This is a genomic window from Streptomyces griseus subsp. griseus, from assembly GCF_003610995.1.
GTDB lineage: Bacteria > Actinomycetota > Actinomycetes > Streptomycetales > Streptomycetaceae > Streptomyces.
Window position 1 is genome coordinate 3716047 of the sequence record NZ_CP032543.1, and the last position, 22471, is coordinate 3738517.

Sequence of the window (22471 nt, forward strand, 5' to 3'; positions counted from 1 at the left end):
GGAACAACGGCACGTTATCCCGCGGATCAGCGGCTGGGAAGAGCGGAGGAGAGGGGAGTGTGTGAGACTGCGACCGTGCGCGAAGATGGAAAAATCACCGTATTTCTGCTGGACGATCATGAGGTCGTCCGGCGTGGCGTCCACGAGCTGCTCTCCGTGGAACCCGATATCGAGGTGGTCGGCGAGGCGGGTACGGCTGCCGACGCCCTGGTCAGGATCCCGGCGACGCGCCCCGATGTGGCGGTTCTCGATGTCCGGCTGCCCGACGGCAGCGGGGTGGAGGTGTGCCGGGAGGTCCGTTCGCTGGACGAGAACATCAACTGCCTGATGCTCACCTCGTACGCCGATGACGAGGCGCTTTTCGACGCGATCATGGCCGGTGCGTCGGGTTATGTACTGAAGGCGATCCGGGGCGATGAACTGCTCAATGCCGTACGGGACGTCGCCGCCGGAAAATCCCTGCTGGACCCGGTCGCGACCGCCCGGGTGCTGGAGCGGCTGCGTGACGGCGGCACCGCCAAGGGCGACGAGCGGCTCGCCAACCTCACCGAGCAGGAGCGCAAGATCCTGGATCTGATCGGGGAGGGGCTGACCAACCGGGTCATCGGGGAGCGGCTGCACCTCGCCGAGAAGACGATCAAGAACTACGTCTCCAGCCTGCTGTCCAAGCTGGGCATGGAGCGCCGCTCGCAGGCGGCCGCCTACGTCGCCCGGCTCCAGGCCGAGCGGCGCTGAGCCGTGGGGCCGAGGGACTTTGGTCCCGGCCCACCCGGGGCCGGGGACTCTTACCCGGCCCCTACGCGTACCGGACAGTGGACCGTATGCCCTCCGACGAAACCCCCGCGCCCACGGCGATGGAGCTGCTCCGCCGGGTCCCGTACGGCCGTCTCGCCACCAGCATGCGCGCCCTGCCGTTCCTGGCGGTGGCCCGGCACATCGTGAGCGACGGCCGCATCCTGCTGCGGATGCACCGGGGCTTCGGCTATCACGAGGCGTGCGACGGGAGCGTCGTGGCCTACGGGGCGGACAACTACAACGCGGCCGTACCGGGCAGCGGCGGGGACCTGTGGTCGGTGCAGTTCACCGGGCCCGCCGAGATCGTCCACCCCTGCCCCGAACAGGCGGAACTCTTCGGCGCCGCGCCCGCCCTCGCCAACGGTGAGCCCTTCGCGCCGGCCTATCTCCGGGTCGACCCGCATTTCGTCACGGAGCACACTCTTGACTTCAGCGCAAGTCAGCTTGTCCGCCACGCAGCGTGATCTACCATTTGGTAAGTGCCGCGCTCATATGTAACCCGCCCACCAGTTCCTCCGGTCGGCGAGGTCCTGCGCCGCTACCCGGACGTGGGGGAACCGCTCGCCTGCGAGCCGATCACCAAGGGCCTGCTGAACCACGGATACCGCGTGTCCACCACCCGCGGCTCCTACTTCCTCAAGCACCACCTCGACAAGAAGCACATCGACGACGCCACCGGTGAACGCGCCACGATCGCGCGCCAGCACCGCGCCACCCAGCGTCTGGCCTCCCTCGGTGTGCCCGTCGTCCCGCCGCTGACCGACACGGAGGGCACCACGGTCACCGTGATCGGCGACCGCTGCTACGCCCTGCACCCCTGGGTCGACGGACTGCACCGGGTCGGATCCCAGCTCACCCCCCACCAGTCGCGGCGTCTCGGGACGCTCCTCGGAGCCGTACACACCGCTCTTGAGCAGGTCATGCCGCCGGACGGTGAAACCGGGCCCGCGGAGGGGCCGTTACCCGCCGGCTACGGCAGTCCGCATGCCTCCGACACCTTCGCGCTGATCGACGAACTCCTCGCCGCGGCACGGGGGCAGCGGCCCCGGGACACCCCGCGCGACGCCTTCGACGAGCTCGCCGTGCACCGGCTCGTGGAGCGCCGGGTGCTGCTGGAGCGCCATGCGCACCGCAGGCCGCCGACGCCGGACGGCCCCGCCACCGGATGGGTGCACGGGGACTTCCATCCGCTCAACCTGCTCTACCGGGGCACCGATCCGGTCGCGATCGTGGACTGGGACCGGCTGGGGGTGCAGCCGCGCGCCGAGGAGGCGGTGCGGGCGGCGGCCATCTTCTTCGTGCAGCCGGGCGGGGAGCTGGACCTGGCGAAGGTACGGGCATACGCCCGCGCCTACCGGCGTGCGGCGGGGGCGGGGGCCGCCGAGCTGGCCGCCGCCGTGCACCGGGTGTGGTGGGAGCGGCTCAACGACTTCTGGATACTCCGCTGGCGCTACCGCCTGGACGACCGAAGGGCCGACCCGCAGTTCCCTGCGGTGTCGGCCCTGGTGGTCTGGTGGACCCGTGAGTACGAGGCGGTCTGCGCGGCCTTCACGGAGTGAGGCAGGGCGGCTGGGAGGTCACGCGTGCACCCGGAGGTTCACGCGTGTACCAAGGGGGCCACGCGTGCGCCTTGAGAGGTGACGCGTGATCTGTGTGTGCGGTGCGCGGGCTCTAGGGGATGAGGCCCGCCGAGGAGCCGGGGGTCGTTCCCGTACCGCCGTCGTCGCCACCGCCGGCTCCGCCGCCCGGCTCCCCGCCGTTGCCGCCGCCCGGGGTGCCCGGGTCGGTGGTCGGGGTGGTGGGGTCACCGCTCGGTTCGCCGCTGCTGCCCTCGTTGGTGTTGCCGTCCGTCGTGCCGCCGTCCGTGTTGTCGGACGGGGTCGGGGACGGGGTGAACGAGGGCTGGGGCCGGGTCGGCGGCGGGGTGTAAGGCGGCGGGTTGGGCTGCGTCTGCCCACCCGTCGGGTTGCTCGGCTCCTCCGGCTCCTCGGACTCCTCCTCGGACGGCTCCTCCGAGGGCGTCTCCTCGGACGAACTCACCGACGGCGACGGCTTGACCGGCTGCTTGTCGTTGTCGTCGCCCTTGGACGCACTGATGGCGAAGGCGACCCCGGCACCGATCGCGACCAGGGCCAGCACCACGAACAGCCACATCTTGTTGCGCCGGCCACCGCCGCGCTGACCGCCGTCGTAGCCGCCGTCGTCCGGGTTGTACGGAGGCAGGATCGGGCCCTGCGAGGTGTCCCCGTGCACCGGGTGACCCATCGCCCGGGTCGATCCGGTCATCCCGTGCGGCGGGGTCTGGCCACCCTCGTGCAGCGCCACCGGACCGGTGTTCCAGGTCCCCGTGTGACCGCCCTGCACCTGGAGCATCTGCAGGCTGTACTGGACCAGCCCGCGCATCTCCTCCGCGCTCTGGAACCGGTCGTCCGGATCCTTCGCCAGCGACCGCATCGCCAGCCCGTCCAGCTCCGGCGGCACCACGTCGGAGACCTCGGACGGCGGCACCGGGATGTCCTGGACGTGCTGGTAGACCACCGAGAGCGGGGTCTCACCGGTGAACGGGGGCCGCAGCGCCAGCAGTTCGTAGAGGAGGCAGCCGGTGGCGTAGAGGTCGGAGCGGTGGTCGACGGCCTTGCCGAGCGCCTGCTCGGGGGAGAGGTACTGCGGCGTGCCCATGACCATGCCGGTCTGGGTCATCGTCGACTGGGCGCCGTGCAGCGCCCGCGCGATACCGAAGTCCATCACCTTGACGGCGCCGGAGTCCGTGATGATCACGTTGGCGGGCTTGATGTCCCGGTGCACGATGCCGTGCTGGTGCGAATAGGCCAGCGCCTCCAGCACCCCCGAGACGATGATCAGCGCCTGCTCCGGCGGGGGCGCCTCGGCGGTCAGGAGGAGGTCGCGGATGGTGCGGCCCTCGACCAGCTCCATCACGATGTACGGGACGGTCTGGCCGCCCACGGTGTCCTCGCCGGAGTCGTACACGGCGACGATCGCATGGTGGTTGAGGCCGGCGACGGACTGCGCCTCGCGTGTGAAGCGGGCCTTGGAGACCGGGTCCTCGGCCAGGTCGGAGCGGAGCAGTTTGACCGCGACCGTACGTCCGAGCCGGACGTCCTCCGCCGCGTAGACCTCTGCCATGCCGCCCCGGCCGAGCCGGTAGGTCATCCGGTAGCGTCCGTCACCGACGACGCCGCCGACACCCCAGGCGTCGGAACCATCCGAAACTCCGCCGCCGTTTGCTTCGGAATCGGGTGCCATCAGTCCTCGCCGTCGTATCTGTCCGCGCGTCCGCGGGTTCTCACGGTGCCTTGCTGCATTGCCACGTCACGCTACAGGCTCCACCGGACACCCAGGTTCCGCTCCGGACGGATCATCCGACCGGCCGGCGCGCCCCGCACCACCGATCAACGTGTTTCCTGTAACGCTTCCGAGACGCTTCCTGCGCGTAGGGTCACGGAACGGGCACCCGGCTTGACGTGTCGGACCCCTCGGGCAGACTTGGCGCGTAATCGCGTTGTACGGAACCGGGTCGCACCCGACCGCGTCCTACAGAAACATCGCGTGTGCATCACAGCGCGTGCCAGGGATGCGCGCCGCCGAGGGGGAAGCAAGTCATGAGCCAGGACGGCGCACAGGGCCGCTACGCGGGCGGAGCGGTGGCAGGCGGCCGCTACCAACTGCGTGACCTGCTCGGCGAGGGCGGCATGGCCTCCGTCTACCTGGCCTACGACTCCGCCCTCGACCGCCAGGTCGCGATCAAGACCCTGCACACCGAGCTCGGGCGCGAGCAGTCCTTCCGCGAGCGGTTCCGCCGCGAGGCGCAGGCCGTCGCCAAGCTCCAGCACACCAACATCGTCTCGGTCTTCGACACCGGCGAGGACGAGCTCGGCGGCGCGCTGATGCCGTACATCGTCATGGAGTACGTCGAGGGCCAGCCGCTCGGCTCGGTCCTGGCCGACGACATCCGGCAGCACGGCGCGATGCCCGCCGACAAGGCGCTCAAGGTGACGGCGGACGTTCTGGCCGCGCTGGAGACCAGCCACGAGATGGGCCTGGTCCACCGCGACATCAAGCCCGGCAACGTGATGATGACCAAGCGCGGCGTCGTGAAGGTCATGGACTTCGGCATCGCCCGCGCCATGCAGTCCGGTGTCACCTCCATGACGCAGACCGGCATGGTCGTCGGCACCCCGCAGTACCTCTCCCCCGAACAGGCCCTCGGCCGCGGTGTGGACGCCCGCTCCGACCTGTACTCGGTCGGCATCATGCTCTTCCAGCTGCTCACCGGACGGATCCCGTTCGACGCCGACTCACCGCTCGCCATCGCGTACGCGCATGTGCAGGAGGAGCCGGTCGCACCGTCCACCATCAACCGGTCGGTCACCCCGGCGGTGGACGCGCTGGTCGCCCGCGCCCTGAAGAAGAACCCGAACGAGCGCTTCCCGAGCGCGGCCGCGATGCGGGACGAGATCTCGCGGGTGCTGAACGCCTCGGGCGGCCAGACCGGGGCCCCGGCGATCGTGGCCGGCGGCGGACCGGCCAACAGCGGGTCGGGCGTCGGCTCGGCGGTGTTCCCGCCGGTCGACCAGTCCACCCCGGCCCCGCAGAGCGTCCAGACGCCCTACCAGCCGCACCAGCCGCAGGCGTACCAGTCGGGCCCGTACAACCAGCAGGCCCCGACCTCCGCCCCGAGCTACGGCTACCCGCAGGCCTCCCAGGGCTACCCGGGCCCGCTCGCCCACCAGACCCCGCCGCCGTACACGATCAACCCGCAGCACCAGACGGCGGTCGGCACCACGGGCGGCTCCTCCTCCAAGCGGAACATGCCGGTCATCGTCGGCTCCATCGTCGTCGCGCTGCTCGCCGTCGGCGGTCTGATCACCGCTCTCTCCCTCCAGGGCAACGGCAAGGACGACGAGGCCGGCAAGGGCGGCGACCCCGGCACCAGCGAGAACTCCACGGACGAGGGCTACCGGCCGCCGGAGCGCAACCGGACGATGAAGACGACGGCCTGCACGGACGCCATGGAGGACTCCAACGACCCGCAGAAGGTCCAGGCGCCCAACTTCGTCTACAAGGACATCTTCTCGGCGAAGGAGTGCGCGACTGCCGCGGGCTGGACGATCAAGGAGATCAAGGAGCCGGGCAACACGTACGCGGAGGGCCAGGTCGTCGGACAGTTCCCGTCCTCGGGTACGGCCGTCGCCGAGCGCGGCGCCCACTTCGAGCTGAAGGTCTCGACGGGACGGCCCTCTTAAGTGGTCCCGAAGGTCCGGTGAGGCCTTCGCGGACGGTCCCGTAAAGGCTTCATGGCCCCGGGGCTTCGTGACCTCAGGGGCTTCATGGCCTCGCAAGGTGTTCGTTTCTGATCACTGTGGGGCTGCGGATCTCCGTTCCGGGGTGGCAATCGACCCCGGAACGGCCGGTTATCTCCTCCTCGCCCGTCCGGGATGCCGGATGCCGGAGCCCATGTGACGCTGATCTCATGGCTCCAGGACTTCCGGCCGTGTGGTCGTCGAGGTGCGCGGTCTGTCTGCTGGTGGCGGCCGGCGCGGCGCTGGGGCCGTGGGAGCCGCTGGGCGGCACGGCGTCCGCCTCTGTCCCCGCTTCCTCCTCTGCCTCTGCCTCTATCTCTGCCTCGGTCTCTGTCTCTGTCTCTGTCGATGGGACGGCCGTCAGTGAGACGCCCTCCGGGGCATCGAGACCGGCCGTCACGTCCGTCCCGTCGCCGTCGGGTGCCTCGCCCTCGCCGGTGCTTCCCTCGGGGGTGCCTGCTCCGGCCACGCCGTCGTGGTCGGGTGTCCCCGGCTCGGGATCCGGCTCCCGCTCGGGAGAGGCTGTGGGGCCTGCCGGCAGCCCCTCGGCCGGTGCCGATGACGTGGTCGACGGCACCGAGCCGCCCGAAGGTTCCGTATCGCCCTCTCCCAGCCGTTCCGCTTCCGTCGAGGTGACGGGGTCGACCGCGCCGATGGCCGGGCGCGAGGCCGGGGCCGGGAAGGTGCGTCCCGGGCGTTCGCTGACCCCGCTGGAGCTGGCGCGAGCCGAGGCACCGGACGAGCCGGAGCCCTCGGCCGAGCCCGAGGAAGCCGCCGCCGACCTGCTGGCCTTCACTCCGCCGCCCGAGGCGTTCAGTGAGGAGGGGCCTCCGGCCGTACGTGCCCTGGACGCCGCCGCCGTACGTCAGGTCCAGCAGGTATCGCTGGGTTCGGGCCTCGCTCTGGTCGGGCTCGGAATGGCCTTCCTCGCCTTCCGTCTGCGCCGTGTGAGCTGATTCCACTTCACGCCGTGTGAGCGGGCTCCTCCGCCCCGTGGCCACACCTTCCGGAGACTTGCCAGGATCGACATACTCGGTATACATACTCAGTATGTCGATCCGTCACGGGCTGCTGGCCCTCCTGGAGCGGGGCCCTCGGTACGGCTCCCAGCTCCGCACCGAGTTCGAGTCCCGCACGGGCTCCACCTGGCCCCTCAACGTCGGCCAGGTCTATACGACGCTCAGCCGTCTGGAGCGCGACGGCATGGTCGTGCAGGAGGGGGCCGACGAGGCCGGGCACGACCTCTACGCGATCACCGACGGAGGCCGGGCCGAGCTGCGCAGCTGGTTCGAGACGCCGGTGGACCGCACCAACCCGCCCCGTGACGAGCTGGCCATCAAGCTCGCCATGGCCGTGGGGGCCCCGGGTGTCGACATCCGTGAGGTCATCCAGTCCCAGCGCCACCACACGCTCAAGGCCATGCAGGACTACACCCGGCTCAAGGCCCAGGCCCTGGCCGACGTCCCGGCCAACCGGGACGAGGTCGCCTGGCTCCTCGTGGTGGAGCAGCTGATCTTCCAGGCGGAGGCCGAGGCACGCTGGCTGGACCACTGCGAGTCGCGGCTCGTCCGCCTAGCCGAAGCCGCCGCCACCGAGCCCTCGGCCGAGCCCGGCCCGACCGCGACCCGGGGCCCGGCCCGCTCCCTGGCCGGGCGCACGAAGGCGCGGCGCTGACCGCGAAGCCCCACCGCTGCCCCGCGCGTCTCCCGTCCGGCCCAGCACGACCAGCCGTCTCCTGCTCCGCGAACCACGACCGACCAGCCGTCTCCTGCTCCGCCCACCACGACCGACCGGCCGCTTCCCGTTCCGCACACCACGATCAGCGCGTCTCGTCCTAGGGGGAACCACCCGCCATGTCCCTGCCCGCCGCCACACCTCCGCCGCCGCCCTCCGGGACACCCGCAGGCGACCCCGTACTCGAACTGCGGGACCTGACCCGCACCCATGGCTCCGGCATCGCCGAGGTGCACGCCCTGCGCGGGATCAGCCTCTCGGTGTATCCGGGTGAGCTGGTCGCCGTGATGGGCCCCTCCGGCTCCGGCAAGTCCACCCTGCTCACCCTGGCCGGGGGACTCGACAACGCCACCGGCGGCCAGGTGATCATCGAGGGACAGGACATCGCCGCCCTCGGCCGCAAGGGCGTCGCCGCCCTGCGCCGCCGTAGCGTCGGCTACGTCTTCCAGGACTACAACCTCATCCCGGCCCTGACCGCCGCCGAGAACATCGCGCTGCCCCGCGAACTCGACGGCGTCTCCGTGCGCAAGGCCCGTAAGGAGGCCCTCGCCGCACTGGCCGAGATGAAGCTGACCGAGATCGCCGACCGCTTCCCCGACGAGATGTCCGGCGGCCAGCAGCAGCGCGTCGCCATCGCCCGCGCCCTCGTCGGCGACCGGCGCCTCGTCCTCGCCGACGAACCGACCGGAGCCCTCGACTCCGAGACCGGCGAGGCCGTCCTCGCCCTGCTCCGCACCCGCTGCGACCAGGGAGCGGCCGGGGTGATGGTGACCCATGAGCCCCGGTACGCGGCCTGGGCCGACCGGGTCGTCTTCCTCCGCGACGGTTCGATCGTCGACCAGACGCTGACCACCGGGGCCGAATCGCTGCTCGCGGCGGGCGCCACGGGAGCGGCCGGCACCTCCGGATCCACCGAGGGCGCCAAGTGAGCCTCTTCTCCGGATGGCGCGCCGCCTTCCGCATAGCCCGACGTGACGCGGCGCGGGCCAAGGCCCGCAGCGCCCTCGTCGTCGCGATGATCGCCCTGCCGGTCCTCGGTGTGACCGCCGCCGACCTGACGTACCGCAGCGCCCTGCCCACCATGGCGGAGAAGCTGACGGCGGACCTGGGTGCGGCCGACGCCCTCTTCAAGGACCAGGGGATGGGGCCGGTCCGCCTGGTGCAGATGCCCGACGGCGTCATGTGGGGCACGCCCGAGGACGCCCCGGAGACACTGCCCGAGGACCAGCGGAAGCCCGTCGACGTACCGGCGACCTTCCCCGAGGGCTCGCGGTTCCTCACCGAGCAGTCCGTGCCCGTCTCCGTGACGACCCGCCACGGCATCACCGACACCCAGATCACCGAACTGGCCATCGCCGACCCGCTGCTGCGCGGCCGGGTCGAGCTGACCGGGGGCGCGTACCCGAAGGCCAAGGACGAGATCGCGGCGACCGATGCCTTCCTCAAGGCGTCCGGCCTCTCCGTCGGCGACCGCGTCACCGTGCGCGGCCCCCAGCAGGTCTACACCCTCACCGGCGCCGTGGAGCTGCCCGCCGAGCTGAAGGCCGAGTCCCTGTTCGCCGTCCCCGGCGCGGTCATCGCCCCGTGGCAGAAGACCGCCGACGGCGACAAGGAGGTCCTGCCGCCCCAGGCGAGCGACCTGAAGTGGCTGGTCCAAGGCCCGCCCGGGGTCGGCGTGACCTGGCCGGACGTGCTCGCCGCCAATGAGAAGGGCGTGGTGGTACGAGCCCGTCAGATCGCCCTCGACCCGCCGCCGGACTCCGAAGTCCCCATGGCCGCACAGGCGCGGAGCTGGGGCACGGACAACGCGGAGATGACCGCCGCGGCCCTCACCGTGGCCGCCATGGCGATCCTGGAGATCGTGCTGCTGGCCGGTCCGGCGTTCGCCGTGGGCGCCCGCCGTTCGCGCCGCCAGCTGGGCCTGGTCGGCTCGTGCGGCGGCACCCGCAGCCAGGTCAGGGCCGTGGTGCTCGCGGGCGGTGCGGTGCTCGGCGGAGTCGGCGCGGTCGTCGGCGTCGGGGCCGGGTTCGGTCTCACCGCCCTGTTCCGCCCGATGATCGAGGACTTCACCGGCCGCCGCTTCGGCGAACTGACCGTCCAGCCCTGGGAGATCCTCGCCATCGCCGTGCTCGGCCTGGTCACCGGTATCCTCGCCGCGCTCGCCCCGGCGATCGTGGCGGGCCGCCAGTCCGTCCTGGAGTCGCTCACCGGCCGGCGCGGCTCCCGCCGCAGCTCCCGCGTCCTGCCGATCGCCGGCTCCGCCGTGCTCGTGGGCGGTATCGCCCTCGCGGTCCACGGCGGCCTCAGCGGCAGCACCAAGCTGGTCGCGGGCGGCTCCGTCCTCGCCGAACTGGGCCTTCTCGGCTGCATCCCGGTCATCGTCGGCTTCCTCGGCCGGCTCGGCCGCCTGCTGCCGCTGACCCCCCGGATCGCCCTGCGCGACGCGGCCCGCAACCGGGGCCGTACCGCCCCCGCCGTCGCCGCCGTCATGGCCGCCGTCGCGGGCAGCGTCGCCATCGCCACGTACACCAGCAGCAGCGCCGCCGAGCAGGCCTACGACCACCTGCCCGACCTGACCCCGGGCACCGCCGCGCTGATGGCCTTCGACACCAGCGAGAAGGCCAACCTGCCCCGCGCACGGGCCGCCGTCGAGCAGAACTACCCGGTCAGCGGAGGGCGCTCCGACATCAGCAGGGTCTGGGCCGGCAGCGACTGCTCCGTGTACTACGAGGAGGAGAACGACTGCGGGTCCATGGAGATTCTCAAGCCGACCGGGAAGGGCCACTCCTGCCCCCTGCAAGGCAAGGGCGCCAAAGAACTCGCCCTGCGGATCTCGGCGGACGAGCACAAGCGGCTGATGAACTCCCCCGCCTGCGTGGACGAGAGGTGGACCTCGGCCTCCCTCGGCACCGACGACAGCAAGGTCGTCATCGGTGACGCCGGGCTGCTCACGTCGTACGTGAAACTGGACGACCCGGCGGCGGCGAAGGCCCTGGCCTCGGGCACACCCGTGCTGCTCAACCCGGCGTACGCCGAGAACGGCGAGGTCACCCTCAGGGCCGTCCACACCTACAGCGAGCGCGACAAGGAGAACCGGGCCCTGCATCCCGGCAAGGCCCGCACCACCACGGACCGGCTGAAGGTGTACGTCGCCCCCGGCCGGTACGCGGCGACCCCGGGCATCCGGATGATCCTGCCGCAGCGGACGGCGGACGAGCTCGGCCTGCACAGCGAGGACCACGCCAGCGTCTACACGTTGAGCCGCGAGCCGAACGACGCCGAGCGGCAGGCGACCGATGCCGCGATCGAGCAGGCCGGAAACCGCGCGTACGTGATGACCCCGAGTGGTACGGAGCAGGGGGACGACGAGGCGATCCTGCTGATCCTCGCCATCTTCGCCGGGGTCGTGACCCTGGGCGCGGCCGCCATCACCACCGGGCTCTCCAAGGCCGACGCGGAGGCCGACCTCACCACGCTCAGCGCGGTGGGCGCGCCCCCGGGCGTGCGGCGCTCGCTCTCCGGCTTCCAATGCCTGGTCGTCGCCCTGACCGGGGTGCTCCTGGGGACACTGGCGGGGATCGTGCCGGCGGTCGCGCTGCGCCTGACCGACCTGCGTGCGGCTCTGGCGGAGATGCGGGCGGAGCCGATGGAGTCGGCGTACACCCCGATCGTGATGCCGTGGCCGACCATCGCGCTGCTGGCCCTGGTCGTCCCGGTGCTGGCCGGGCTGCTGGCCGCCGGGCTCACCAGTTCCCGGCTGAAGCTGGCCCGACGGGCGGGTTAGCGAGCGGGACCCTGGGCCCTCGCGGTGCCCCCGGAGACGGTGGATCATCCGTTTCCGGGGGCACCAATGTGGTGTACGGCATGTGTGCGAGACAATGGCGGCATGGAAATGCCGAGGAATGACCGGTCGCAGGAGCACCCGCAGGTCCTTGTAGTGGGCCAGGACGGAATGGCTGTCGGCGGCGGTGCCAGTGACGACGAGTCGCGCGAGGTCCCGGTGACGGAAATGGTCGAGCAGCCCGCGAAAGTCATGCGCATCGGCAGCATGATCAAGCAGCTCCTGGAAGAGGTCAGGGCGGCCCCTCTCGACGAGGCGAGCCGGGTCCGGCTCAAGGAGATCCACGCCAGCTCCGTGAAGGAGCTGGAGGACGGTCTCGCCCCGGAGCTGGTGGAGGAGCTGGAGCGGCTCTCGCTGCCGTTCACCGAGGAGTCGGTGCCCTCCGAGGCCGAGCTGCGGATCGCACAGGCCCAGCTGGTGGGCTGGCTGGAGGGCCTCTTCCACGGCATCCAGACGGCGCTGTTCGCCCAGCAGATGGCGGCCCGCGCGCAGCTGGAGCAGATGCGCCGCGCGCTGCCGCCCGGGATGGCCCACGAGGACGAGGAAGGCGGCGGCGCGGACCCGCACGGGCCGATCCGTTCGGGCCCGTATCTGTAGACGGCGTAGAGCGCGGGAGGGCCCGGTACACACCGTGGTGTGTACCGGGCCCTCCCGCGCTCTACGCGCCCGGCGCGACCAGCAGCACCTTGCCGATGTGGGTGCTGGACTCCAGCACCCGGTGCGCCTCGGCGGCGTCCTCCATGGGCACCGTACGGTCCACCACGGGCCGGACCACCCCCTCCGCGATCAGCGGCCACACATGCTCGCGTACGGCGGCGATGATGGCGGCCTTCTCGGCGAGCGGGCGGCCCCGCAGCGAGGTCGCGGTGACGGCGGCGCGCTTGGTCAGCAGGGCGCCGAGGTTCAGCTCGCCCTTCGCGCCGCCCTGGAGGCCGATGATGGCCAGGCGGCCGTTGACGGCGAGCGCCTTCACGTTCCGGTCCAGGTACTTGGCGCCGACGATGTCCAGGATGACATCGGCCCCCGCCCCGTCGGTCGCCTTCGCCAGCTCCTCGACGAAGTCCTGCTCGCGGTAGTCGATGAGGATGTCGGCGCCGAGCGCGGCGCACTCGGCGAGCTTCTGCGGGCTGCCCGCCGTGACCGCCACCCGGGCGCCGACCGCCTTCGCCAGCTGGATCGCCATGGTGCCGATACCGCTGGAGCCGCCGTGGACCAGCAGGGTCTCGCCGGGGCGCAGGTGGGCGACCATGAAGACGTTGGACCAGACGGTCGCGGTCACCTCGGGCAGCGCGGCCGCCGTCGCCAGATCCACACCCTCCGGTACGGGGAGGAGCTGGCCCACCGGTACGGCGACCTTCTCCGCGTACCCACCGCCGGACAGCAGGGCGCACACCTCGTCGCCGACCGCCCAGCCGGTCACGCCCGGGCCGAGCGCCGCGATCCGGCCCGCGCACTCCAGGCCGGGGTAGGGGGAGGCGCCGGGCGGCGGGTTGTAGAAGCCCTGGCGCTGGAGGACATCGGCACGGTTGACGGCACCGGCGACGACCTCGACGAGGACCTCGCCGTCGCCGGGTACGGGATCGGGCACCTCGGCCCAGACGAGCGCCTCGGGGCCACCGGGTTCGGGGATCGTGATCGCATGCATGGCCGCGAGGCTACTCTCGCCGCTGCCCGTACGCTCTTCGCGCGCCCCGCGTCCGTACGTTCCCGGCGCGGCGCTGCCCGCCCGCACCGCTCCCGGGGTCAGGAGCGGTGCGGCGGCAGGTGCGGCAGGTGGGGGCCGGACGGGCCGGAGCCGGTCGGCGGGGAGGCGCGCACGATGGTGATGACCCGGTCCGTCAGCTGCAACGGGCTGGCCGCCGGGTCGTCGTAACCGAGCAGTCGGTGTCCGCGCAGCACACTCACGACCAGGTCGTCGGTCTCGCGGACGCTCTTGCCCACCTCGGCCTTTATCACCGGGCGTTCGACGAGATCGAGGCCGCTGCCCTGCTGGATCAGGTCCTCCATCACCGTGCCCGCGCTCGGGCTGAGGACGGAGAGGCCGAGCAGCCGTCCGGCGGCGCTGGCGCTGGTGATCACCGCGTCGGCGCCGGACTGCCGCAGCAGCGGTGCGTTCTCCTCCTCGCGGACCGCCGCCACGATCTTCGCCCCACGGTTCAGCTGACGCGCGGTCAGCGCCACGAGGACGGCGGTGTCGTCGCGCTGGGTGGCGATGATGATCTGACGCGCCTTCTGGAGCTCGGCCCGCAGGAGCACATCGCTGCGCGTGGCGTCGCCGAGCACGCCGGTGTAGCCCTCGGCGTTGGCGGCCTCGATCACCTTGGAGGCCGGATCGACGATGACGATCTGTTCCTCCGCCAGGCCGGTGGCCCGGAGGGTCTGGATCGCCGAACGGCCCTTGGTCCCGAAGCCGACGACGACGGTGTGGTCACGCAAGTTGGATCTCCAACGCTTCAGCCGGAAGTCCTCCCGGGTCCGTTCCGTGAGGACCTCAAGAGTGGTGCCGACCAGGATGATCAGGAAGAGCACGCGCAGCGGTGTCACGAGCACCACATTGATGAGCCGGGCACCCGAGCTGAACGGGGTGATGTCGCCGTACCCGGTGGTGGAGAGGGTGACCGTCGCGTAGTAGATCGCGTCCAGCAGGTCGACCTTGCCGTCGGCGGTGTCGTTGTAGCCGTCGCGGTCCAGCCAGACGATCAGCACCGTCGCGGCCAGCACGAGCAGCGCCATCAGCAGCCGCTTGGCGACCTGCCGGGCCGGTCCGACGGCGACCCGGCGCGGGAGCATCACCCGCGTCGGTACGACGTGTTCGTCGGCGCGCCTGGCCATCGCGTCGTGGCCGGGAAGTTTCACGTGAAACACCCTTCCGTCCACGGCGTCGCCGGGGCCCATGGGAGATCCAGAATCTCCACCTCGGTGCCGGACCGTACCCCGCCGGCCGGTACGACGGCCAACCCGTCCGCCGCGGCGATCCCGCGCAGCATGGCGGGCCCGTTGTAGCGCAGGGGCGCCACATGGTCCCGGCCGCCCGCCCGGCCCGCGCGGTGGACCACGGGGACGAGGCGGGTGTCGTGCGGATGGCCGGGCACATCGGCGTGGACGAGCGCCCGGTACGCGTCCTGAGCGGGACGTCCCGCCAGCCCCGCCAGGAGCGGTTCGGCGAGGGTCAGCAGCCCCGATACGGCCGCGAGCGGATTGCCGGGCAGCCCGACCAGGTACGGCCCCTCCGGGGCGAGGAGCGCGAGCAGCATGGGGTGGCCGGGGCGTACGGCGACGCCGTCCACGAGCAACTCGGCGCCCAAGGCCGCCAGGACCGGGTGCACATGGTCGACCGGGCCCGCCGCGGTCCCGCCCGTGGTGACGATCAGGTCGGCGTCGGAGGAGGCGAGGGCCTCGCGCAGGGCCTCGGCGTCGTCCCCGAGGCGGCGGGGGGCGGAGACCTCGGCGCCCAGGGCCCGCAGCCAGGGGCCGAGCATGGGGCCGAGAGCGTCACGGATGAGGCCGTCGTACGGAAGGCCCGAGGTGAGGAGTTCGTCACCGAGGACGAGGACGTCGACGCGGGGGCGGGGGACGGCGGGCAGGGCGTCGTACCCGGCGGCCGCGGCGAGCCCGAGCACCGCCGGGGTGACCACCGTGCCGGCCGGCACCAGCTGATCGCCCGAGCCGCACTCCTGGCCCCGGGGGCGGATGTCCTGGCCGGTGACGACGGGCCGCCGGGCGGAGAGCAGCCCCCTGGCCTCGTCCACGTGGGCGTGCTCGCTGCGGATCACGGCGGTGGTGTCGGCGGGGATACGGGCGCCGGTGGCGATCCGAACGGCGGTGCCGTCGGGGAGGGGCGCGGTGGGGTCCCCGCCCGCCCGCAGCCCGGTTCCCTCCTCGTACGCCCAGGGGCCCGGCCCGGCGACGGCCCACCCGTCCATGGCGGAGGTGTCGAAGGACGGCAGGTCGGTGAGGGCCGCGAGAGGCTCGGCGAGCACATGCCCCAGCGCCCGGTCCAACGACAGCCGCACCACGGAGGCCACCCCTCGCCGCCCGGCCCGGGCGGCGAGCGCCCGCGCCTGGTCCCAGGGGTGTTCGGGGGAGGGGGAGTTGGGTGTCCCGTACACGGAGGTGGCGTGCGGGTTGGTGGGGTCGCTGGGAAGCTGGTCGGGCGGCCGGTCGTCGGCTCGGTCGTGCGGCCGGTCGTTCACCGGGTTCCACGTCCCGTCGTTCGCCGAGTTGCCCGACGGGTGGTTCGCCGGGTTGCGAGTCCGGTGGCTGGCCTGGTCGTCAACCCGGTTGCGCGCCTGGTGGTTCGCCGGGTTGCTCGGCCGGTGGTTCGCCGGATCGCCAGGCCGGTCGCCCGCCTGGTCGTTCGCCCGGGCGCCGACCGGGTTGCCCGCCTGGTCGTCCGCCGTGTTTCGTGCCCGGCCGTCGGCTCGGTCGCCCGGCTGGTGATGCGCCGGCTCGTCCGCCGGGTTACGCGGCCGGTCGTTCGCCTGGTCACCGGCTCGGTTACGGGCCCGGTCGTTCACCTGGATGCGCGCATGGTTACGGCCGCCGACCAGCGCCAGGGCCTGTTCGACGGCCAGCTCCTCGGCCTCGGCGCGCGCCAGAGCGCTGTCGGGGCCGGTCACGCCGCGCGTACCGCTCGTACCGTCCCGACCGGGCAGATCGCCGCCGGTCATGGCGTTCCGGCCCCTTCGCCGCTGGCCTCCGCCTGGGTCCCCTTCTTCTCGCCCTCCGCCTCCCAGCGCAGGGCGAGCGCGGCAGCCTTGCGGGCGGCTTCGGCGACCGCCGCCGCGCCTTCCCCCGGCCCCGCCCCGACGCTCGCCCGGGCCGCCGCGTACCCGACCAGGAAGGTCGTGAGCGGTGCGGCGGGCCGCGCGACCCCGTGCGCGGCGTCGCGGGCGAGGTCGAGCAGGACGTCGGTGTCGACGTCGAGTTCGATTCCCAGTTCGTTCTTGACCGAGGTGATCCATTCGTCCAGCACGGCCCCATGCTCCCTGATCCGGGCGCGGGCGGCGGCGATGTCGTCCCAAGTGTCGCAGTCGAACGCGGCGTGCGGCCCGGCGTCGACCCGGGCGAGGTCCAGCTCCCCGGTCAGCAGCCGGAGCGGCAGCCCGGTGAGGGCGCCGTGCTCGGTGGCGGCCAGGGCCAGCTCGCGGCGGAGCGGCTCCGCTCGGTAGACGGCGACGAGCGGCTGGTCCCGGCCGTCGGGGTCGGTGCAGAGCGCGCCCTCCCGGCCCTCCTCACCTGCGGCGGCGAGCAGCGCGTCGACCGTGGCGGGGCCCAGGAACGGAAGGTCGGCGGAGAGCACGAGCAACCGCTCGGCGGTCGTCAGCCGCATCCCCGCCCCGAGCGCCGCCAACGGCCCCCCGCCTTCCGGCACTTCGCGGGTCCAGATGACCGGCCGCGAGGTGGGCCTGCGGCCGCCCACCACGACGGTGGTGCCCGCACCGGAGCAGGCCGCCAGCACCCGGTCCAGCAGCGCGCGGCCACCGACCCGTACAGCCGGTTTGTCGGCGCCGCCGAGCCGCTTCGCGGCCCCGCCGGCCAGGACGATCACGTCGTAGGCGGTCATACGTCGAGTATGGGCACCACCCGACGGTGACGCCCCCACCGGGGTGACCGACAACACGGCCGGATCCGGAGAGGGCGTCCACGTGACGACAGGCCCTACAGGCTGCGTAGCAGCACCGCTGGCTGCTCCACGCAGTCGGCGACGTACCGGAGGAATCCCCCGGCCGTTCCGCCGTCGCACACCCGGTGGTCGAAGGTGAGCGAGAGCTGGACGACCTGACGTACGGCCAGCTCACCGTGGTGCACCCACGGCTTGGGCATGATCCGGCCGACGCCGAGCATCGCCGCTTCGGGGTGGTTGATGATCGGCGTCGAACCGTCGACCCCGAACACCCCGTAGTTGTTCAGCGTGAACGTGCCGCCGGTCAGCTGGGCCGGGCTGAGCTTCCCGGTCCGGGCCAGCTCGGTCAGCCGGGCGATCTCGGCCCCGGTCGACTCGGCGTTGCGGGTGTGGGCGTCCCGGACGACGGGGACGACGAGGCCCCGCTCGGTCTGCGCCGCGAACCCGAGATGGACGCCGGGCAGGCGCACGATCTCCCGCGCGGCCGTGTCCACGGTGGAGTTGAGCTCCGGGTACCGGGCCAGCGCCGCCGTGCAGATCCTCGCCAGCAGCGCCAGGACCGACACCTTGGGCCCGCCGGACGGACCCGAGGCGGCGTTCATCGCGGCGCGGGCGGCCATCAGCTCGGTGGCGTCCGCGTCCACCCAGCAGGTGGCGTCGGGGATCTCGCTCCGGCTGCGCGACAGCTTGTCGGCGACGGTGCCGCGCACCCCGCGCAGCGGAATCCGCTCGGCGCCCGCCGGTGCGGCCTCGCCCACCTGGGCCGTGGACGCCGCGGCCACGGCGGACTCGGCGGTCGTACGCGCCTCCGCCTCCGTGGCGCTCCCGGCCTCCCCGGCTCGCCGGATCGCGGAATCCACATCGGCCCGCAGGATCAGCCCGTCGGGGCCCGAGCCCGTCAGCTGCCGCAGATCGATCTCGTGCTGCCGGGCCAGCCGGCGTACGAGGGGAGAGACCACAGCCACGGGCCCCTGCCGGCCGTTCACTTCACCGGCCGCCACCGCGACCGGTGCGGTCCGGCTGGAGGCAGCAACCGCAGCGGGAGCAGCAGATGCGGCGGTCACCGGCGCAGCCACGCGTGCCGCAGCACCGACCCCCGTAGGCCGAATGCGCCGACGCCGGGCGGCCGGAGCACCGGTCCCGTACCCCACGAGCACGTTCCCCGACCCCGACCCCGAGCCGGAACCGGACCCCGACCGGGACTCCCCGGAAGGCTCCTCGGCGGCGGCCCGGTCATCCCCCGGGGGCGCGGAAGAGGCATCCGTCGCCCCCACCGCGACCGTCAGCAGCGGCGCGCCGACCGGGAGTTCGGAACCCTCCTCACCGAACCGCGCGGTCACCACACCCCCGTACGGGCAGGGGACCTCCACCATCGCCTTGGCCGTCTCGACCTCGACGACGGGCTGGTCGATGGCGACGACATCGCCGACCTCCACCAGCCAGCGCACGATCTCCGCCTCGGTGAGCCCCTCGCCGAGGTCCGGCAGCTTGAATTCGAGGACCTGGGCCATCAGCTGTCCGCCTCCCACTGCAACCGGGCCACCGCGTCGAGAACCCGGTCCACTCCCGGCAGATGGTGCCGCTCCAGCATGGGCGGCGGATACGGGATGTCGAAGCCGGCCACCCGCAGCACCGGGGCCTCCAGGTGGTGGAAGCACCGCTCGGTGATCCGGGCCGCGATTTCGCCGCCGGGCCCCCCGAAGCCGGGGGACTCGTGGACGACGACCGCACGGCCGGTGCGCCGCACCGAGGCCGCGACCGTCTCGTCGTCGAACGGCACCAGCGAGCGCAGGTCGACCACTTCGAGGTCCCAGCCCTCCGCGACGGCGGCCTCGGCGGCCTCCATGCAGACCGGCAGGGACGGCCCGTACGTGATCAGCGTGGCGCTGCGCCCGGTCCGCCGGACGACGGCCTCGCCGATCGGTCCGACCGCGGCCGGGGTCTCGGGCGACCAGTCGGCCTTGGACCAGTAGAGCCGCTTGGGCTCCAGGAAGACCACCGGGTCGTCCGAAGCGATGGAGGCCCGCAGCAGGCCGTACGCGTCGTCCACCGTGGCCGGTGTGACGACATGCAGGCCCGGCGTGGCCATGTAGTACGCCTCGGAGGAGTCGCTGTGGTGCTCCACGCCGCCGATGCCGCCGCCGTACGGCACGCGCACGGTGATGGGGAGCGGCATGGCTCCCCCGGTGCGGTTGCGCATCTTGGCGACATGGCTCATCAGCTGCTCGAACGCCGGGTAGGCGAACGCGTCGAACTGCATCTCCACCACGGGCCGCAGCCCGTACATCGCCATGCCGACCGCCGCGCCGAGGATGCCCGCCTCGGCCAGTGGGGTGTCGGTGCACCGGTCGTCACCGAACTCCTTGGCCAGCCCGTCGGTGATCCGGAAGACCCCGCCCAGGGTGCCGACGTCCTCGCCGAGCACGTGCACGGCCGGGTCCTCGGCCATCGCGTCGCGCAGGGCGCGCCCGAGGGCCTGCGCCATGGTGGCCGGTTTCGCCTTCGCCGTACGGGTGCCGGCCTTCGTCGCCGCGGTGGTCATCGGCCTTCCTCCGCGCTGTGGTCGTGGTCCTGCTCGGCGTCCAGCTCGGCGCGGAGCGCGGCGGCCTGCTCCTGGAGCTGGCTGGTCTGCTCGGCGTAGACGTGGGTGAAGAGGTCCATCGGTACCAGCTCCGGGTCGGCGTTCATCCGGTCGCGGAGTGCGGCGGCCATGCGCTCGGCCGCCTCCTTCGCCTGCGCGATGCCCTCGTCGTCCAGCAGCCCACGGCCGGTCAGCTCGCGCTCCAGGAGCTGGACCGGGTCGTGTGCCCGCCAGGCCTCGATCTCGCTGTCGACCCGGTAGCGGGTGGCGTCGTCGGCGTTGGTGTGGGCCTCCATGCGGTAGGTGACGGCCTCGATCAGCGTCGGCCCCCCGCCCCGCCGGGCCCGGGCCACGGCCTCGCTGAGCACCTGGTGCACGGCGGGCGCGTCGTTGCCGTCGACCAGGCGGCCGGGCATCCCGTACCCCACGGCCTTGTGCGCGAGGGAGGGGGCGGCGGTCTGCTTGGCCAGCGGCACGGAGATGGCGAAGCCGTTGTTCTGCACGAGGAAGACGACGGGCGCCTTCCAGACGGCCGCGAAGTTCAGCGCCTCGTGGAAGTCGCCCTCGCTGGTGCCGCCGTCACCGACCATGGCGAGCGCGACGACGTCGTCGCCCTTGAGCCGGGCCGCGTGCGCCAGGCCCACCGCGTGCGGCAGCTGGGTGGCGAGCGGGGTGCAGAGCGGGGCGATGCGGTGCTCACGCGGGTCGTAGCCGGTGTGCCGGTCGCCGCGCAGCAGGGTCAGCGCCTCGACCGGGTCGAGTCCGCGCGCCACGGCCGCCAGCGTGTCCCGGTAGCTGGGGAAGAGCCAGTCGCGCTCCTCCAGCACCAGAGCAGCGGCGATCTCGCACGCCTCCTGGCCGGTGCTGGAGGGGTAGACCGCCAGCCGGCCCTGCTTGGTCAGCGCGGTGGCCTGCGTGTTGTACCGGCGGCCGCGCACCAGCTCGGCGTGGAGCCGGAGCAGCAGCTCGGGGTCGACATCCGCGATCGCGTCCGTACCGAGCACCCGGTAGGGCTCCGGGTCCGGGAGCAGCGGGGCGGGGTCGGTGATCGGCTTCCAGGCCGGGGGCGGCGTGGGCCGGTAGGTGGCCGCGCCGGGCAGCTCTTGGACCGTCATGGAAAGCACCTCCAGGCATCGATGGAGATCGAGGGTGTCGATATGTGTGGTGATGGCGAGAGATGTCGCGAGGGTGTCGCGGGGTGGGCGAGACACCGGTGTGGTGTGCCTCACCTACCGATTGTTCGGTCGCGAGCGCATTTTGGCTACAGGCACCTTCACCCTGTGGACAAACGGTTCTCCACAGCCTGGGATAGAGGCAGGTCGTCCACAACAGGAAGGCGCGGGCAGATGGCAGCTGAACAAATGGCCGACACGGGCGAGGAGCCCGGCCGGACCGCGCCCCCGGCGACGCCCGCAGCGGCCTCCACGGCCACTCCGGCGGCCCCGCCCCCGTCATCGGGCCCGGCGGCCCCCACGCCCCCGCCGCGCCCCCTGGACGCCATCGACCGCGACATCCTGCGCATCCTCCAGACCGACGGACGTGCCTCGATACGTTCGGTGGCCGAGCGGGTCCACGTCTCCCGCGCCAACGCCTACGCCCGGATCAACCGGCTCGTCGAGGACGGTGTGATCCGGGGTTTCGGGGCGCGGGTGGATCACGAGCGGGCCGGGCAGGGCGCGTCGGCGTACATCACGCTCAAGATCGTGCAGAACTCCTGGCGCACCGTGCGCGAGCAGCTCCAGGCGCTGCCGGGCGCCACACACATCGCGCTGGTCAGCGGCGACTTCGACGTCCTGCTCCTGGTGCACACGCCGGACAACCGGGCGCTGCGCGAGCTGGTCCTCACCCGGATCCAGTCGATCCCCGAGGTGCTGTCGACGCGCACGCTGCTGGTGTTCGAGGAGACGGACCTCGGCCCGCGCCCGGACCGCCCGGCGGAGCTGGCCTGACCGGCTCGGGCGGCCTCAACGGGCCCCGGTCGCCCGCATCCCCTCGAAGGCGAGCTGGACGACCGTGTCGGCGAGCTGCTCCTCGCCCGGGAAGCCGCCCGGCTGCGGCCGGTACCACTCGACCAGCGAGTTGACCATGCCGAAGAGCAGCCGGGTGGCCAGCCGTATGTCCACATCGGCCCGGAGGTCACCGTCGGCGGCCGCGGCCTTCAGCAGCTCCGCCACCCGCTGGTCGAACTCGCGCCGCCGCTCCAGCGCCCACCGCTCGGTCTTCGTGTTGCCGCGCACCCGCAGCAGCAGCGTGACGTACGGAACCTCCGCCATCAGCACCTCGACGGTCCGGCGCGTGACGTACTCGACCCTCTCGATCGCGCGCCCGCGCACCGCCCCCGGCTCGTCGAGGATGGCGAAGAGCCCGTCGAGTGCCCGGCTCACCGCCCGGCGCAACAGCTCCTCCTTGCCCGCCACATGGTGGTAGATGGAGGACTTGGAGATACCCGCCGCCTTGGAGAGGTGCTCCATGGAGGTGCCGTCGTAACCGCGCTCGTTGAAGACACGGACGGCGACGGTGAGCAGAGTCTCCGGGGTGTACGTGTCCCGCTTGGCCGTGGTCATGTCCGCGAT

20 protein-coding genes are annotated in these 22471 nt (G+C 72.5%); 10 read left to right on the plus strand and 10 right to left on the minus strand.

Annotated elements, in window-relative coordinates:
- The first annotated feature begins 75 nt into the window (after positions 1-75).
- The 3 genes from D6270_RS16515 (at position 76) to D6270_RS16525 (ending at position 2354) form a co-directional block, all read left to right on the plus strand.
- Positions 76-735, plus strand: coding sequence for a response regulator (locus tag D6270_RS16515; protein WP_109164723.1), 660 nt, complete (start codon positions 76-78; stop codon positions 733-735).
- An 86-nt stretch (positions 736-821) separates the two neighbouring features.
- The gene (locus D6270_RS16520; RefSeq protein ID WP_109164722.1) at positions 822-1259 is read left to right on the plus strand and encodes a pyridoxamine 5'-phosphate oxidase family protein; all 438 of its coding nucleotides are present in this window, start codon (positions 822-824) and stop codon (positions 1257-1259) included.
- Positions 1260-1274: 15 nt separating this feature from the next.
- The gene (locus tag D6270_RS16525) at positions 1275-2354 is read left to right on the plus strand and encodes a phosphotransferase (RefSeq protein ID WP_109164721.1); all 1080 of its coding nucleotides are present in this window, start codon (positions 1275-1277) and stop codon (positions 2352-2354) included.
- A gap of 112 nt (positions 2355-2466) precedes the next feature.
- Here the strand turns inward: D6270_RS16525 and D6270_RS16530 are convergent, their stop codons facing one another.
- Positions 2467-4059, minus strand: coding sequence for a protein kinase domain-containing protein (locus tag D6270_RS16530; protein WP_109164720.1), 1593 nt, complete (start codon positions 4057-4059; stop codon positions 2467-2469).
- A gap of 356 nt (positions 4060-4415) precedes the next feature.
- Here D6270_RS16530 and D6270_RS16535 point away from each other — a divergent pair, with 356 nt between their 5' ends.
- A complete protein-coding gene (locus tag D6270_RS16535; protein ID WP_109164719.1) occupies positions 4416-6059 on the plus strand; it encodes a protein kinase domain-containing protein in 1644 nt (547 codons plus the stop codon).
- An 82-nt stretch (positions 6060-6141) separates the two neighbouring features.
- Here D6270_RS16535 and D6270_RS32550 read toward each other — a convergent pair whose 3' ends face one another.
- Entirely contained in the window at positions 6142-6585 is a 444-nt protein-coding gene (locus tag D6270_RS32550) for a hypothetical protein (RefSeq protein ID WP_158650529.1), read from the minus strand.
- A 55-nt stretch (positions 6586-6640) separates the two neighbouring features.
- Here D6270_RS32550 and D6270_RS16540 point away from each other — a divergent pair, with 55 nt between their 5' ends.
- The 5 genes from D6270_RS16540 to D6270_RS16560 all read left to right on the plus strand — a co-directional run bounded on the left by D6270_RS16540 (position 6641) and on the right by D6270_RS16560 (position 12288).
- Positions 6641-7072, plus strand: a complete 432-nt coding sequence (locus D6270_RS16540) for a hypothetical protein (protein ID WP_225976880.1) — start codon at positions 6641-6643, stop codon at positions 7070-7072.
- Positions 7073-7166: 94 nt separating this feature from the next.
- Positions 7167-7790, plus strand: coding sequence for a PadR family transcriptional regulator (locus D6270_RS16545; protein WP_109164718.1), 624 nt, complete (start codon positions 7167-7169; stop codon positions 7788-7790).
- A gap of 179 nt (positions 7791-7969) precedes the next feature.
- Positions 7970-8779 carry an ABC transporter ATP-binding protein gene (locus tag D6270_RS16550; protein ID WP_109164717.1) on the plus strand — a complete coding sequence of 270 codons (810 nt, stop codon included), beginning with the start codon at positions 7970-7972 and terminating at the stop codon, positions 8777-8779.
- Positions 8776-11634: an FtsX-like permease family protein gene (locus D6270_RS16555; protein ID WP_109164716.1), complete on the plus strand. Its 2859-nt coding sequence runs from the start codon at positions 8776-8778 to the stop codon at positions 11632-11634. Before D6270_RS16550 ends, D6270_RS16555 begins: the two co-directional genes overlap by 4 nt.
- Positions 11635-11736: 102 nt before the next feature.
- The gene (locus D6270_RS16560) at positions 11737-12288 is read left to right on the plus strand and encodes a bacterial proteasome activator family protein (RefSeq protein ID WP_109164715.1); all 552 of its coding nucleotides are present in this window, start codon (positions 11737-11739) and stop codon (positions 12286-12288) included.
- A gap of 61 nt (positions 12289-12349) precedes the next feature.
- On the opposite strand, the gene D6270_RS16565 is transcribed toward D6270_RS16560, so the two are convergent.
- The 7 genes from D6270_RS16565 to pdhA all read right to left on the minus strand — a co-directional run bounded on the left by D6270_RS16565 (position 12350) and on the right by pdhA (position 21013).
- Entirely contained in the window at positions 12350-13336 is a 987-nt protein-coding gene (locus tag D6270_RS16565) for an NAD(P)H-quinone oxidoreductase (protein ID WP_109164714.1), read from the minus strand.
- A gap of 98 nt (positions 13337-13434) precedes the next feature.
- Complete coding sequence (locus tag D6270_RS16570; RefSeq protein WP_109164713.1) at positions 13435-14586, minus strand: potassium channel family protein; 1152 nt, start codon at positions 14584-14586, stop codon at positions 13435-13437.
- The gene (locus D6270_RS33145; protein WP_204117106.1) at positions 14544-16361 is read right to left on the minus strand and encodes a molybdopterin molybdotransferase MoeA; all 1818 of its coding nucleotides are present in this window, start codon (positions 16359-16361) and stop codon (positions 14544-14546) included. The genes D6270_RS16570 and D6270_RS33145 overlap by 43 nt, the downstream gene beginning before the upstream one ends.
- Entirely contained in the window at positions 16358-17257 is a 900-nt protein-coding gene (locus D6270_RS16580) for an NTP transferase domain-containing protein (protein ID WP_109164712.1), read from the minus strand. The genes D6270_RS33145 and D6270_RS16580 overlap by 4 nt, the downstream gene beginning before the upstream one ends.
- A 95-nt stretch (positions 17258-17352) precedes the next feature.
- On the minus strand, positions 17353-18828 hold the full coding sequence (locus D6270_RS16585) for a dihydrolipoamide acetyltransferase family protein (RefSeq protein WP_109164711.1): 1476 nt from the start codon (positions 18826-18828) through the stop codon (positions 17353-17355).
- Positions 18828-19859, minus strand: a complete 1032-nt coding sequence (locus D6270_RS16590; RefSeq protein WP_109164710.1) for an alpha-ketoacid dehydrogenase subunit beta — start codon at positions 19857-19859, stop codon at positions 18828-18830. Before D6270_RS16590 ends, D6270_RS16585 begins: the two co-directional genes overlap by 1 nt.
- Positions 19856-21013: a pyruvate dehydrogenase (acetyl-transferring) E1 component subunit alpha gene (gene pdhA / locus D6270_RS16595; protein ID WP_109164709.1), complete on the minus strand. Its 1158-nt coding sequence runs from the start codon at positions 21011-21013 to the stop codon at positions 19856-19858. Before pdhA ends, D6270_RS16590 begins: the two co-directional genes overlap by 4 nt.
- Before the next feature lie 246 nt (positions 21014-21259).
- Here pdhA and D6270_RS16600 point away from each other — a divergent pair, with 246 nt between their 5' ends.
- On the plus strand, positions 21260-21847 hold the full coding sequence (locus tag D6270_RS16600) for an Lrp/AsnC family transcriptional regulator (protein ID WP_109164708.1): 588 nt from the start codon (positions 21260-21262) through the stop codon (positions 21845-21847).
- 15 nt (positions 21848-21862) lie between these two features.
- On the opposite strand, the gene D6270_RS16605 is transcribed toward D6270_RS16600, so the two are convergent.
- Positions 21863-22462: a TetR/AcrR family transcriptional regulator gene (locus D6270_RS16605; protein ID WP_109164707.1), complete on the minus strand. Its 600-nt coding sequence runs from the start codon at positions 22460-22462 to the stop codon at positions 21863-21865.
- Positions 22463-22471: the final 9 nt, after the last annotated feature.